This window comes from Cupriavidus sp. SW-Y-13 (assembly GCF_009793345.1).
GTDB lineage: Bacteria > Pseudomonadota > Gammaproteobacteria > Burkholderiales > Burkholderiaceae > Cupriavidus.
This window is the reverse complement of record NZ_WHLX01000003.1, coordinates 461,450-474,878: the sequence shown is the minus strand read 5'-3', so window position 1 is coordinate 474,878 and position 13,429 is coordinate 461,450. Positions and strand designations below refer to the sequence as shown.

Genomic DNA, 13,429 nt, shown 5'->3' with positions numbered 1-13,429 from the left:
GTTCTTAACGCTTCTTGTTCAGGAAGGATTTGAAGATTTCCTGAGTGGCTTCGGTATTCAAGAGTTCGGCGAACATCTTCACTTCCAGGTCGAGCGCAGAACCCACAGCGGCACGATTCTCGTGGTTCAACATCCGCTTTGTCGCGCGTACCGAAGCCTTGGGAAGCTTTGCCAGTTCGGCAGCCGTTTCGCGCGCCCGTGCAAGGGCTTCCCCGTCCTGCGTCAGCGACGTCAGAAGCCCGGCATCGAAAGCTTCTTCTGCATCAAAGAACTTTCCAAGCATCAACCACTCACGTGCCTTCCGGACACCTACCAGCGATTCGAGCAGGTAGCTGGATGCGCCCTCGGGGCACAGACCCAGCGATACGAACGGCATGCGGAAGCGCGCATCTTGGGATGCGTAGGCAAAATCGACGTGTTGCAGCATCGTGGCGCCGATTCCAATCGCCAGTCCCTCGACTGCTGCGATTAGCGGCACATCGATCGCGGCCATCTTCCGGAGAAGCGTGACAGCAGGGGAATCTTCATTACCCCGCCGGGTCTGGAAATCATTGATATCGGCACCGACAGTGAAGTGTCCGCCCGCACCATGCACGATGACTGCGGCACATTCCTTGTCCGCGTTGGCCTCATCCAGAAGACGGGTCAGTTCCTGGTACATCGCGGCGCTGATCGCATTGCGCTTTTCTGGACGCGCAATGCAAATCTCCAGGACGTTTCCGACATTATTAGCTTGGATGCTCATGATTGCTCCTGAAGTGTCTTTTTTGACGTTTGGCAACTAATCACCCCACGTTCTTCGAGACCGGCGATGTGGTCCGCGGAAAGTTCTAGCAAGTCGGAAAGCACGTCTTCTGTGTGCTGACCGAGTTTCGCGGGCGCCCGAACGTAGTGCACCGGCGTTTTACTGAATTTGATGGGATTGGCGATGCCCCGTACCGAGCCGATACCTTTGTCAACCGGCACGTCGATCGCCATCTGACGGTGGATGACCTGTGGGTGAGCAAAGGCTTCCTTGTAGGTATTGATACGACCGTGCGGGATATCCGCTGCGGAGAACGCGGCAAGCCAATGCTCGGTTTGGCGCGCCGCAAGAACCGACGACACCTGCGCAATTAGCGCCTCTCGATTCCGAATGCGTCCGGATGCGGAATAGAACGTCGAATCCCGGGCCAGTTCTTTGGCGTCGATCGCTTGGCAAAAGCGTTGCCACTGGGAATCGTTCCCCACAGCAACTACCACCTTACCGTCTGCCGTATCAAAGACTTGATACGGTACGAGAGACGGATGCGCGTTCCCCCACCGGTGCGGTTCGGCGCCATTGATCAGGCACGACAATCCCTGATTCGACGACAAGCCAACCAGACAATCGAGCAGTGCCAAATCGATGTGCTGACCTTCTCCCGTGACATTCCTGTGGTTCAACGCGGCGAGGATCGCGACCGTCGCATACAGTCCCGTCGTCAGATCAGCAATGGCGATCCCGACCTTCTGTGGCCCACCACCAGGCTCGTCATCACGCTCGCCCGTTATGCTCATCAGCCCGCTTTCCCCCTGGAAAACGAAGTCGTAGCCGGGGCGGTCAGCGTACGGCCCGGATTGGCCGTACCCGGTGATAGAGCAATAGATCAGGCGCGGATTGATCTTTTTCAGACTGTCGTAGTCAAGCCCTCGACGAGCCAGATCACCAACCTTAAAGTTCTCTACAAAGATGTCGCACTCAAGAACGAGCTTACGGATCAGATCCGCACCGTCTGGGTTGGCGATGTCCACGCCAACCGATCGTTTGTTCCGATTTGCGGAAGCGAAGTAGGTGGAATCCTCAAGCACTTCCGCTTCACTCGTCATCGCATACGGCGGCCCCCACTGCCGCGTATCATCCCCTCGCGATGGGTGCTCAATCTTGATGACATCGGCTCCCATGTCGCCCAGCATCTGGGTACACCATGGCCCTGCGAGCACTCGCGTCATATCCAATACGCGAATGTTCCCTAGAGCTTGTTTCTGCATAAGAGACATCCCGTCATCCCTCGTTCATTTGGATAGATTTGTACTCGAGGAACTCATCCAAACCGACGTGACCCGCCTCCCGGCCAACACCGCTTTGTTTGAAGCCGCCGAAGGGCGCTACGGGGTTGAATCGGGCGCCGTTAATATCGACCTGTCCTGCACGAATCTTCTTAGCGGCGTCGAGTGCGAGGTCAGGATCGCCCCAAACGGCCGCCGCCAGGCCATACACCGTTGCGTTGGCGATGCGGATGCCGTCGTCGATTTCGTCGTAGGGAATCACGCAGAGCACGGGGCCAAACACCTCTTCCTTGGCCAGATAGTTATGTTGATCTGTGAGAAACACCTTCGGGCTGACGAAGAATCCTGCAGGCGGAACATCCTGGCCTGACGCGATGAGCGTGGCGCCCTCCGCTACCCCTTTTTCCGCTAGTTCCTGCACGCGGTCACGCTGCTTGCCAGAAATGAGCGGGCCGATCCGATGGCCTTCGACGAGGCTGGATCCGACAGAGAACTTGGCGAGTTCTTGCTTCACCAGGGCTTCGACGGCCGACACATCACGCGAGTGAACAATCAACCTGGTCAGCGCGCTGCAAGTCTGACCGTTGTTGAGGAAGCAGGAAGCGAGCGTTCCCTTGACGGCCACAGTCAGGTCCGCACCCGGCAATACCAAGGAAGGCGACTTGCCGCCCAATTCCAGCGTCACCTTCTTAATGGTCGACGCGGCCAAGCAAGACACTGCACGACCCGCTTCCGTGGATCCTGTGAAGCTAACCATGTCCACGCCGTCAGCTCGCGCCAACGCTGCGCCCACTACCGCACCCAAGCCGTTCACAACGTTCACCACGCCCGAAGGAAAGCCTGCGTCATTGATGGCATCGCAGATAAGGCGCGTTGTTCGGGGCGTCAATTCACTTGGTTTGAGCACGACTGTGTTCCCGGCCAGAAGCGCGGGCACCACCTTCAGAATGATCTGATGAAGCGGGAAATTCCATGGCGTGATACATGCCACGACGCCGAATGGCTCCCGGACGATGACAGATGGGCCCGTTCGCGATTGCCATGGAAATCCTTCCGCCAGCTTTACGAAGTTCCCAATGTTCCGAATGGGCGAGTCGACTTGAACGATGCGTGAGATCTTCAAGGGCGTGCCAACCTCAGCCGCGATAGCATCGGCCAACGACTCCTGCCGATTTGTGAGTTGGTCTTTTAGGCGATTAAGAATTGCGCATTTGTCCGACACGGATGTTGCGGACCAGCTGGCCAATGCGTTCTGCGCGGCACCCAAGGCGAGACCGACGTCCTCCTCGGTACCTGGAAGAATTTGGGCCGATACCAGGCCAGTATTCGGGTCCTCTACGTCGATGAGCTGTGTGCCAGAAGCACGGCGCCACGATCCCCCGATGTATTGCTGATCGAAGATCTCCGGCATCACGACTGCACCTCTGAAATCTCTTCGACTTTCTCGGGGCTACCGGACCATCCCCACGCCAACGAGGTTCGGGATACACCAAGTAGGACGCCATTCAGCGCGCTCGGATGGATCCAGAGGCCGTCCTGCTCGGGCTTGCCCGTGTCGGTCCTTCGGGTCCACTTTGCGTTGCGCGATTCGAGTCGCCTGATTACGTCCGCCAAATCATGCGTTTCGATGTAGCACATGTAAAGTGCGTCACCTCGCTTGCCCGAAAACCTGCCCATGGCAAAGGCGGGATCATGCGCTTCAGCCAATTCGATGCGATCGAGACGATCCGGCGCGAACATCAGCAGCGTGCCTTCATAGCCAAATCGCGCGAACGTGATGTCTACTGCCTTGTCGCGCTGCAGGCCCAGTTTTCGCGCGTAGCAATCCGCGACTTCTCGCCAGTCGGTGCTGAGAACCATGGTGAGCTCGTACAGAAACGACACAGGACCATTCGCTCGAACCCGCGCTGCCGCTTCGCTGACAACGAGTGGCATGCCATAGAGGCCGCCCGCGTTCAAATAGAGACGGCCGTCGGCTTCAGCAAATCGGATACCTTGCTCGGCAAGGAACCTCTGGCATTCAGCCAGGCTAGCTGTCGAGACCCCTCCAAAGAAGAGGCCTTCCCCGAAGCTATCAAGATGATCACTTACGACCCCTGCTCCCCGCGGGGTCCAAAGTTCGACCGTGCTTTCGCCGATTACCAGGCTACGGCCACGGGCATTCAGATGGTCGCTTGCAAGCTCATCAAGATACTGCGCCCCAAGTACTTCCCTGTAGTTCTGCTCTGCTTGATCGAGGTCGCGCACCGCAACGAGGATTCTGTCAACCGAGTTCAACATTGCTTCTTCCTTAAAGTAACTGACCTACTGCACGGTGATGTGCGCGGTACGAATGAGCTTTTGCCATTTCGCCGACTCCTGCTGGATGAATCGGCCGAACTCATCTCGTCCTGCGCCAGAGATGATTCCGCCGATGTCGCCAATCTTGCTGCGGACGTCAGGCATCTTGAGTACAGCTTGAATTTCGGCATCCAAACGGGTGACGATCGGCTTCGGCGTTGCGGCAGGTACCAAGACGCCGAACCAACCAGTGATCTGATAGTTGCTCAGACCAGCTTCAGTCATCGTTGGGACGTCCGGCAGCAACGGGGAACGGACAGCACTCGTGATGGCGAGTGCGCGAACCTTTCCGCCTTTTACGAGATTCAATGCCGAAGGCATGTTGTCAAACATGATCGGTACATGGCCTGCCATCGTGTCGTTCAGGCCGGGGCCGCTACCGCGGTATGGCACATGAACCATGCGCAGGCCCGCTGTCGAAGCGAACAGTTCACCCGCCAAGTGCAAAGATGTTCCGTTGCCAGGCGTTGCGTACGACAAGGGATTGGGCTGTTGCTTCGCGTACTGAACGAGTTCCTTCACCGATTTGACCGGCAGTTGCGGGTTGACCACCAGCAGGTTGGGAACCTCCGCCAGGAGCGTCACCGGCGCGAGATCTCGCGTGGGAGAAAAGCGAGCGTCGGGAGTAAGCGTGGGGTTGATGGCAATAGGACCAATATTGCCCATAACGATGGTGTATCCATCAGCGGGCTGTTTCGCAACATAGGCCGTGCCAACATCGCCCCCAGCGCCTGGCTTGTTCTCGATCACCACGGGCTGCCCGAGTCGTTCAGAGAGCTTGGCACCGACGATACGTGCCAGCATGTCAGTGGTGCCGCCCGGCGGATACGGCACGACCCACTTGATCGGGCGACTCGGCCAGGACTCGCTGGCGTTCGCAACAGATTGACCGGTCGCTGCCCAGCACCCCACCACAGCGGCGCTAAAGCCCAATATCCATCGTTTCATTCGTTGTCTCCTGACCTCAAGAAGCAGGTTGCATCTCAAGGGCACCTGGTTTATGATGTTCACTAGGTGAACTAGCGGTACACAGGGTGTACGAATGAAGAATAATAGATCGATCCAACGCTGTCTAGCGGTGCTGCGCGCTTTCCGAGAGAACGGGCGACCTACGTTGGCGGAGTTGTCGCGTGCCGTAGACCTGCCGCACCCGACCGTTCTGCGCTTTCTATTGACTTTGGAGGAGGAGGGATATGTCGCGCGCGAGGGCAACCAATGGCGCTTGACTACCCGAGTCTTCGAAATCGGCTTTGCTGCTTTGGAAAGTTTGGGAGTGACAGACTCGGTTCAGCAGATGCTCCAGCAACTGGCTGACACGTACGCAGGAACATCCAACCTGGGTGAAGCGAACCCCGACGGGGTGATCATTATTGGAAGGGCGATGGCACTCGCGGAACGCCGTCGCCTCGTGGTGATGAATCTCCGGGTTGGAAGCATCCTGCCTCCAAGTAGCGCGCTCACACAGGCGTTGACCCTCGGGGTCGGTGAATGGGCGATGGTCGAGTATCCAGAGAGCAATCAGATCTCAGTTGCAGTCCCGCTTGCTCGGGTTGGCAACCGCCAGCTGGCTATCGGGATTTCCACATCGCCAGCCGAGGCGACACCCGAAAGGATCGAGAATGAAATCATTCCAACACTTCAGAATGCCGCAGCGATGGTCTCAAGGCTTGTTGGGATGGGGCCAGCGTAGGGAGTTCGCTCATCGCCCCGGGTGCGGAACCGTCGACTGATCAACACGAATCTGCCCGCTTGGCCGCTGGGATCTGTCCGGCGCTTGCAATCGAGGTTCACGAGGATCTCTGATGATTTCCCGTGAGCACATCGTAGTCGTCGGGACACCCGCCGCCGGCATCACGGCATCACGGCATCACGGCGGCACGAGCGCTGCGGGCGCAAGGGCTGGCCCGGACGCCTTACTCTCATCGGAAAAGTAGGCGGCTTACCCTAGCATGGCGCTCATTGGACACGCCGACGAGGCCAGTTTCGCGACGGCTTGTGAAACGCGACGCATCATACTGACGCACGATTCTGATTTCTTGGATGATCAGCGCTTCCCATTTCACCGTAACCCAGGCGTGGTCGTTCTACTAGCTGCAACTGGCAATGGGACGCTGGAAATCGCATTAGCAGATCACTTGCGCATACTAACGCCCCGTACGGCAACGCCCATGTTGGCGCCAATATCTTCGCAACAGACGATCGAGAATGGACCGTCCGCAGGCATACTCGCGCCGAAGGAACGCACGTTGAAACCCGCATCAAGCTGCATCCAGGAGATGACGCCCTAATTTGGGAGTAGCGGAGGCGTACCTAGCTACGCAGACGATTCTGCGACATGAAAGTTGCCGGGCAGGATCAATCTTCGAAGCTGTTCTGATGCGTGGTGTCTGCGACACTGCCGCTTTGGCTGGCGGTCAACGTAAAGGCATTGAGATCTGGGGCCGCTCAGTAGCCAGTACTTTGAGCCCGCATCCGATACTCCAGATCAATGCGGCCACCTTGGTTGTCAGCGTGCTCGTACTGATGATGGCGCGACAACCCGGTGTTCTGGCGATGCACAACTGTCATAGTTGCTGCGGCGCGATCCGTCACTAGGGAATCGCCTTATGTGGACGCCTCCCGGATTGCAAGCCGATTGACATGGTGGTCGACAGGTGAAGGCAGCACGCCTATGTCCGGCCCTTTTGTGCAGGCCGCTCAGCCTGCTGGCCCATATGGAATTCGCTGGCGAGGTCCTCATCTGATCATCGAGCGTTGCTGCTCACATTCCCTATCGGGTTTTCCTCGCCCCGGTCCAACCTGTTAGCCATCATGCGATCAATGCTTGCGCTCCTTGAGAAGAAGTCAGTTCAGGCGGGCCACGCACCTGGCTATGCAGCCATGGCGGGTGCCGTGTATCTCGTATCCCTTGCTAGCACCGCCCAGATGGTCCGGGCGAGTTTGTTGGCTACGGCAGCCACCACTACATTGAAAGGACGTCGCTGAAGCAATCCGTCGAGCCAGGCGGTTCATGCGCCTTTGATGATCACCCGATCTGGCGCCGTGTATGAGTAGGGTGCGCAGGTAGGTGTCACCTCGCTTGCTAATGCCAAGCTGGCGCACGTGACCACCGGTGCCCGTTTGTTTCGGTACCAAGCCTAACCAGGCAGCGAACTCACGCCCGGAGCGAAACGTTTTGGCATCGCCGATCGCAGCCACCGCAGCCGTGGCGGTTAGCAGCCCCACGCCAGGAATTTCAGCGATCTTCTGGCATTCCTGATTGTCGCAAAGCGCAACCTTGAGCCGACGTTCCAGCACAGCGATTTCCTTGTCGGTTGCCTGCACGCGTGCCCATTGCTCTCGTAGGCTGTCGATCAGTATGGCTGGCAAGCGATTCGCGATCTTGGCAAGCGCACCAGAAATTTTTTCGGCAAATTCCCGAGATCCTTCCGGAAGGACTTCACCAAACTCATAGAGTAAGCCGCGCAATGCGTTCGTCTGCATGATCCGGAACTTCATCAGTTGAGCCCGGATGCGGTGCAGCGCCAGAATGGTCTGTTGCTGCTCGCTCTTGATCGCAACAAACCGCGCCTCGGGCTGCTGGACTGCTGTCCAGATAGCTCTGGCATCGGCAGCGTCGGTTTTATTACGCAACACAAAGGGACGAACCGATCGCACAGAGATGAGCTTCACTTCGTGGCCGAGCTTCTGCAGTTCTCGTGCCCAACGGTGGGCGCTGCCGCAAGCTTCGATGGCAATGAGTGAACGCTCCCGCTGAGCAAGGAAGTCGGTGACCTGGCTCCGCTTCAACTTGATGCGCTCGATTTCACCGGTGTTGGCATTCACCGCATGAAGTTGGAAGACATGCTTGGCAATATCCATGCCGATGACGGTAAGCTTCATTTTGGATCGTCCCGATCAGGGTCGTTTGCAATCGACACCTCCACTTTGGCATAGGGATGCCATGGCAGCGAGGACCCTTACAGTTACTCTTGCAGGTAAGCGGCGCCCCGTTGCCGGGGGGAGGCGTCCATACCATCTGATTAAATCAGTGCGCGAGTCATCGAGGCATTGGGTGAGCGCGTTGTCATGAGCGTGTCCATGATTCAGGTCCTGTGATGAAGCGACAGATCAGTTTTGCGGAAGCGGAAAGTCACGGCAAGAAGCGTGTGACGCGCCGCCAGCGCTTCCTGTCGGAGATGGAGAGCGTGGTGCCGTGGGCGCGCCTGATTGCGGCGGTCGAGCCGTACTACCCCAAGGGCAAACGTGGCCGGCCGCCGATCGGCCTTGAGCGGATGCTGCGCATTTACTTCCTCCTGCAGTGGTACGGGCTGTCGGACGAGGCACTGGAAGACGCGCTGTACGACAGCATGGCGATGCGGGCGTTTGCCGGGATCGACCTGGCAGTCGAGGCGGTGCCAGACGCGACCACGCTGCTGAAGTTTCGCCGCCTGCTCGTCGAGCATGAACTGACGCGAAAGCCGACGGCTTCGGGAAGAGTTTGCCAAGTTGCAGGTCGAGGTCAATGAAGAGAAGAGTCGCACGGTGGATTTGGACTGCGGTGAGAGCTTTGGCTTTCTGGGATTCGACTTCCGTCGATTGCGCAGCATAAAGAGACAGGTGTGGCGAGCGCACTATACGCCCAAGTTGAAGAAACGCACGGCGTTGCTGCGCAAACTCAAGGAGGTGTTCAGGCGATACCAGTCGCAGCCGGTGGATCGGGTGGTGCAACTGATAAATCCGGTGCTACGTGGCTGGGTGAACTACTTCGCGGTCGGACACTCCAGTGAGTGCTTCAGCTTCATCCAGGACTGGGTGGAAAAGAAGGTCAGGCGCCATCTGGAGCGCTCCCGGAATCGTCGGGGCTTCGGCTGGAAGACGTGGAGTAGGCGGTGGCTCTATGACGAACTGAAGCTGTTCAACGGCTATCGGGTTCGTCGTCGACCATCGACGAAAGCGGCCCCGGCATGATAGGTCCCATATACCTTGACATGAAGCAAACAGGAAAGCGTAGTGCGGGAAAACCGCATGCTGCGTTTGACGTGGCGGGAGTTGGAAACGTGACTATGGTCGCCGGATTGCGGGCCATCGCGAAAGCGGTGGAATCACCACCGGCACCTGAAGGTGCGCGCGCCAGTTCTCGACCCTACCTTAGGGGGCAGTGGCGCAGAAATGCGCCGCTGCTACCCGACGTCGGCGTGGATGCGGCCTCTGGGCTGGTGCATAGCGTGGTGGGCACAGCGGCCAAGAGTCGGACGTGTCGCAGGCCCATGCCTTGCTGCATGGCCACGAGGAGCATGCGTTTGGCGACGCGGGCTACACGGGCGTGGACAAGCGCGAGGAGATGCAAGGCAAGACCGTGAAGTGGCAGGTGGCCGTCAAGCGCGGCAAGATCAAGGCGATGTGTGACGGAGCCGTCAAGGACTTGCTGATCGCCGTCGAGCGGGTCAAGGCACAGATTCGGTCGCGGGTTGAGCATCCGTTCCACGTTATCAAGAATCTGTTTGGTCATCGCAAGGTTCGCTACAAGGGCCTGTTCAAGAACACGGCGCAGTTGTTCAGCCTGTTTGGTTTGGCGAATCTGGTGTTCGCCAGGAGGCTGTTGTTGTCCTTAGAGGGGAGCAATCCGTCCTGAGCGCGCAAAAGCGCGACCAGGAAAGGTGCGAAACGCGAGAAAGACGGCTTGAATCGGCCCATCTCTCCCGGATTGCGAAAGCTGAAGTCCTTGGCTTGTGCAACATCAAGCGCAAACCTCATTGATCAGCAATTCCTTAGTGACAACGGTGCCGCTCATTATCGTCACAGCAGCAAATTCGCCAATAAAGGACCTGCGCCAACTAGTCTCGATGGCAAAGGCTAGGCCAGGGCAGATCACCTTTGGATGCGCCGGCAATGGTTCGGGCAGCCATCTGGCCGGGGAACTCCTTAGTACCATGGCTGGCGTCAAGATGAACCACGTTCCCTATAAGGGAGACGCGCCTTCGCTCACAGACGTGCTCGGTCAGCAGATCAATGTTGCCCTTCCCACCTCGCTCGCGGGAATGCCGCAAGTCAAGAGTGGAAAGCTCAGGGCGCTCGCGGTCACGAGCAAGACTCGATTACCGTCACTGCCCGATGTGCCCACGGTAGATGAAGCACTCGGGATAAACGGCTACGAAGCCGTTTCCTGGGGCGGGTTCATGGTCCCGAGCGGGACATCACAGGCCATCATTGCTAAGATGAACAGCGAGTTCAACAAAGCCCTTCAGGATCCGGAGGTCCGCGACAAGCTGATGGCTCAAGGAGCGCAGATCGCAGGCGGCACGCCTGAGGCGTTCAATGCGTTGCTTCGCGCCGAAGTTTCGAAGTGGAAGCGAGTGGCAGATTCAGCAAAGGTCCGGCTCGACTAGCCTCACCAGGGATGTCGATCCGTCTTCGGGAACCCTCCAACGACGGGAACTGCTTTCGACTACCAATCGTTACAATGGATGGCAGACGGCCGTCATTCCGGCTGAAGATAACATCTGACCCGATATGGTGAATGTCAAGCAAGTCGCCCTCCTCGCCGGCGTTTCCTCGGCAACAGTCTCCCGTGCACTGACATCGCCGGATAGGCTGCGACCTGACACGCTGGAGCGAGTGCAGAACGCTATTGCAAGCCTCAACTACGTTCCCTTCTCGGCGGCTCGCGAACTACGTCAGGGGCGCACGCGATCGGTGGGCATAATTGCGCCGACACTGATGAATGAACTTTACGCCAAAGCAGTAGATACCTTGGAGGCCCAGCTCGACCGGCTTGGATATACCGTTCTGTTGACTTGCCATCGGGACGACAGTGAGACCGAATTGCGCTGCGCCCGCGCCCTATTGGAGCGTAGAGTGGACGGGATCGCAATAATCGGTTCACAACATCATCCCGAAGTCTTCTCGCTGATACACAAGCACGCTATCCCGTATGTACTAATGTGGGCCGTGGACCGCGAAGGGATGCATCCGACGGTGGGGTATGACAACCGCTTGGCTATGCGCAGGCTAACCACCTACTTAGTCAAACAAGGACACCGGCAGTTTGCAGTGCTCCCAGGTCCTCTCGAAACTCAGTTTCTATCGTCTCAACGGCTTCTGGGGATCCGAGACGTCCTCAGCGAGAACGACATTTCCTTACCCGATAACCGCATTTTTCCGACCCCTTACGATGCATCTGCTGTGCGACAAGCGGTGCGCGTCTGCCTGCAGCGCAAGGACTTGCTGTTGCATCGGGAACAGCCGACCGCCCTGATATGCATCAATGACTTCATTGCTGTGGCGGCGATCGCGGAGTGCCGCACATTGGGACTTTCGGTTCCGAGCGACATCTCTGTCACAGGCTTCGGCGACTGGCAGATGGCGGAACTGGTAACACCCGCGCTAACGACAGTGCACTCGAATCCCGTTCTGATTGGCGAGCTTACTTCGCGCAACTTGATTGAGCAGATCGAAGGAGGAGCCAAAAACATCCAGACCGAGTTCGAGCCTGACCTAGTAATTCGCGAAAGTACTGCGCCACCTCGACAATAAATGGCGGCCTCAAATCAAAAGTGCAACACCTTGCCATCATGCATTACTGTCCTGATCGTCCCAAGGCTTCCCATAGCCGCATGATTTCGCGAGCCTTGGTCTGACGGTCGATGACGTTGAACGGTCTTCCATCGAGGCCCATCGCCTCACGAGGGAATTCCGCACATCCTGCTGGTGCAAGTTGGACGATCGAGATGCCCTTTCAAAACGGCATAAAGCTGCCTTGCGGCAGCGACGCATTCTTGTGGCGTTGTTGCTTGTGACACGACCCCGGTCCCCTTTGATGCAGTGGGTAGGATTTTATCGCGCGAGACCTATGTGCCACACGAGCAAATGGGGCACGAAGCAACTGTAGGCGCAGGCAGGACATGGTTCCAGATGGATCGCGGCGATCCAATCGGGTTACATGGCGGTTACATAGACCGCAAAATGCACAAGGGTTTACAGGAAAACCCCTGTAAACCCTTGATTTTATTGGTGCGGCTGCAGGGCTCGAACGCGCCGCCCGATTTCCCGACACAGCGCAGGCAGCGCCACTATGGATTCAAAGATCCATCGCGCAGGCAGCCCAATGAGGCCCGCCACATCAGCTCGATTCGGTCTGTGCAACTTGCGCAATTTGCTCCTTCAGCCATTGCAGACCAGACATGTGTTGTTGTTGACGGTGCCATATCAAGCTGACCTGCACCGCAGGCGTTTCGAAAGGAAGCTCCGCGAGCTGCAAGCCATAGTTGTGCACGAAATGCCTGGCCAAGTGCCAGGGCACGGTACCCAGCAAATCGGTGCTGGCGACGATGGCTGGAATGGTCAGGTAGTGCGGAACTTGCAACTGCACATGGCGCTGCACTTTGGCCGAGCCCAGGACGATCTCGAGCGGACTGCCGCGGCCGGCTCGCGGCAAGAGCGAGACGTGCTGTGCGGCCAGATACGCCGTCTTGTCGAGGCCTTCCCTGAATGCAGGGTGGCCCGGTCGGCCGATAACTGCGAGGCGCTCTTCGTGAATCGGTTGGTAGAGCAAATCGGCGTCGTCGAAGTACAGGTAATCAATCGCCAAGTCCAGATCTCCGCTGGCCAGTCGCTGCGGGATCAGGGCACCTTCGTCCGACAGTACCTGCAGCTTCACCTGCGGCGCCAGCGCCATCAGCCGGGTCATCAGGCTCGGTAACAGCCGTAGCTGCCCATAGTCATTCATCGACAGTCGGAAGGTTCGCTCCGTGTCCGGCTGAAAACTCTCTTGAACGGCAAGCCCTGCCTGCAGCAAGCGCAGGGCTTGCCGTACCGGCACGTGCAGCGTCATCGCCCCGGCAGTGGGCTCGAGTCCCTTAGCGGTACGGCGGAAAAGAGGTTGCCCCAGTTGCTCGCGCAGACGACTGAGCGCATTGCTCACCGCCGGCTGGCTCTTGTGCAGTCGCTCGGCCGCGCGTGACAGGTTGCGCTCCTGCATCAGCATGTCGAACACGAAGAGGAGATTGAGATCAATCTGCTGCAAATTCTGATTCATCAATAATTCTCATCATCAATATCCATTGGAATGAAAATGATCGCA

General features: G+C 57.9%; 10 protein-coding genes and 3 pseudogenes. 6 read left to right on the top strand and 7 right to left on the bottom strand.

All coding sequences use genetic code 11. The features are described 5' to 3' along the window. Nucleotides 1-4: 4 nt before the first annotated feature. Genes GA566_RS29675 through GA566_RS29655 form a run of 5 tightly spaced genes read right to left on the bottom strand, consistent with a single transcriptional unit; the run spans nt 5 to nt 5,316 of the window. Nucleotides 5-745 (bottom strand): enoyl-CoA hydratase/isomerase family protein, encoded by a 741-nt coding sequence (locus GA566_RS29675; protein WP_043355358.1) that lies wholly within the window; start codon nt 743-745, stop codon nt 5-7. After that, complete coding sequence (locus GA566_RS29670; protein ID WP_043358200.1) at nt 742-2,010, bottom strand: CaiB/BaiF CoA-transferase family protein; 1,269 nt, start codon at nt 2,008-2,010, stop codon at nt 742-744. Before GA566_RS29670 ends, GA566_RS29675 begins: the two co-directional genes overlap by 4 nt. 13 nt (nt 2,011-2,023) lie before the next feature. Continuing rightward, nucleotides 2,024-3,439, bottom strand: a complete 1,416-nt coding sequence (locus GA566_RS29665) for an aldehyde dehydrogenase family protein (protein WP_043355360.1) — start codon at nt 3,437-3,439, stop codon at nt 2,024-2,026. Further along, nucleotides 3,439-4,308 carry a VOC family protein gene (locus tag GA566_RS29660; RefSeq protein ID WP_052495072.1) on the bottom strand — a complete coding sequence of 290 codons (870 nt, stop codon included), beginning with the start codon at nt 4,306-4,308 and terminating at the stop codon, nt 3,439-3,441. The genes GA566_RS29665 and GA566_RS29660 overlap by 1 nt, the downstream gene beginning before the upstream one ends. A gap of 24 nt (nt 4,309-4,332) precedes the next feature. Further along, nucleotides 4,333-5,316, bottom strand: coding sequence for a tripartite tricarboxylate transporter substrate binding protein (locus GA566_RS29655; RefSeq protein WP_043355363.1), 984 nt, complete (start codon nt 5,314-5,316; stop codon nt 4,333-4,335). Nucleotides 5,317-5,410: 94 nt separating this feature from the next. On the opposite strand from GA566_RS29655, the gene GA566_RS29650 reads away from it, so the two are divergent. Further along, nucleotides 5,411-6,058, top strand: coding sequence for an IclR family transcriptional regulator (locus GA566_RS29650; protein WP_043355366.1), 648 nt, complete (start codon nt 5,411-5,413; stop codon nt 6,056-6,058). Nucleotides 6,059-7,238: 1,180 nt separating this feature from the next. On the opposite strand, the pseudogene GA566_RS29645 reads toward GA566_RS29650, so the two are convergent. Continuing rightward, a pseudogene (locus tag GA566_RS29645) lies at nt 7,239-8,250 on the bottom strand (IS110 family transposase). Between the two features lie 215 nt (nt 8,251-8,465). Here GA566_RS29645 and GA566_RS29640 point away from each other — a divergent pair. From GA566_RS29640 to GA566_RS29620, 5 genes and pseudogenes are all read left to right on the top strand, one after another. Continuing rightward, nucleotides 8,466-8,828 (top strand): annotated as a pseudogene (locus tag GA566_RS29640) (IS5/IS1182 family transposase); the annotation flags it as partial. 166 nt (nt 8,829-8,994) lie between these two features. Continuing rightward, a complete protein-coding gene (locus GA566_RS29635; RefSeq protein WP_237380917.1) occupies nt 8,995-9,318 on the top strand; it encodes a group II intron maturase-specific domain-containing protein in 324 nt (107 codons plus the stop codon). Nucleotides 9,319-9,539: 221 nt separating this feature from the next. Further along, a pseudogene (locus tag GA566_RS29630) lies at nt 9,540-9,982 on the top strand (transposase); the annotation flags it as partial. 97 nt (nt 9,983-10,079) lie between these two features. Continuing rightward, nucleotides 10,080-10,736, top strand: a complete 657-nt coding sequence (locus GA566_RS29625; RefSeq protein ID WP_225934402.1) for a tripartite tricarboxylate transporter substrate-binding protein — start codon at nt 10,080-10,082, stop codon at nt 10,734-10,736. A gap of 124 nt (nt 10,737-10,860) precedes the next feature. After that, on the top strand, nt 10,861-11,883 hold the full coding sequence (locus GA566_RS29620) for a LacI family DNA-binding transcriptional regulator (protein ID WP_043355368.1): 1,023 nt from the start codon (nt 10,861-10,863) through the stop codon (nt 11,881-11,883). A 586-nt stretch (nt 11,884-12,469) separates the two neighbouring features. Here the strand turns inward: GA566_RS29620 and GA566_RS29615 are convergent. Next, entirely contained in the window at nt 12,470-13,384 is a 915-nt protein-coding gene (locus GA566_RS29615) for a LysR family transcriptional regulator (RefSeq protein WP_043355370.1), read from the bottom strand. Nucleotides 13,385-13,429: the final 45 nt, after the last annotated feature.

Bases quoted from the DNA above. Each gene is read 5' to 3' on its own strand.
- GA566_RS29615 (WP_043355370.1), bottom strand. From the start codon at position 13,384: ATGAATCAGAATTTGCAGCAGATTGATCTCAATCTCCTCTTCGTGTTC.
- GA566_RS29660 (WP_052495072.1), bottom strand. From the start codon at position 4,308: ATGTTGAACTCGGTTGACAGAATCCTCGTTGCGGTGCGCGACCTCGAT.
- GA566_RS29670 (WP_043358200.1), bottom strand. From the start codon at position 2,010: ATGCAGAAACAAGCTCTAGGGAACATTCGCGTATTGGATATGACGCGA.
- GA566_RS29675 (WP_043355358.1), bottom strand. From the start codon at position 745: ATGAGCATCCAAGCTAATAATGTCGGAAACGTCCTGGAGATTTGCATT.
- GA566_RS29665 (WP_043355360.1), bottom strand. From the start codon at position 3,439: ATGCCGGAGATCTTCGATCAGCAATACATCGGGGGATCGTGGCGCCGT.
- GA566_RS29620 (WP_043355368.1), top strand. From the start codon at position 10,861: ATGGTGAATGTCAAGCAAGTCGCCCTCCTCGCCGGCGTTTCCTCGGCA.
- GA566_RS29655 (WP_043355363.1), bottom strand. From the start codon at position 5,316: ATGAAACGATGGATATTGGGCTTTAGCGCCGCTGTGGTGGGGTGCTGG.
- GA566_RS29650 (WP_043355366.1), top strand. From the start codon at position 5,411: ATGAAGAATAATAGATCGATCCAACGCTGTCTAGCGGTGCTGCGCGCT.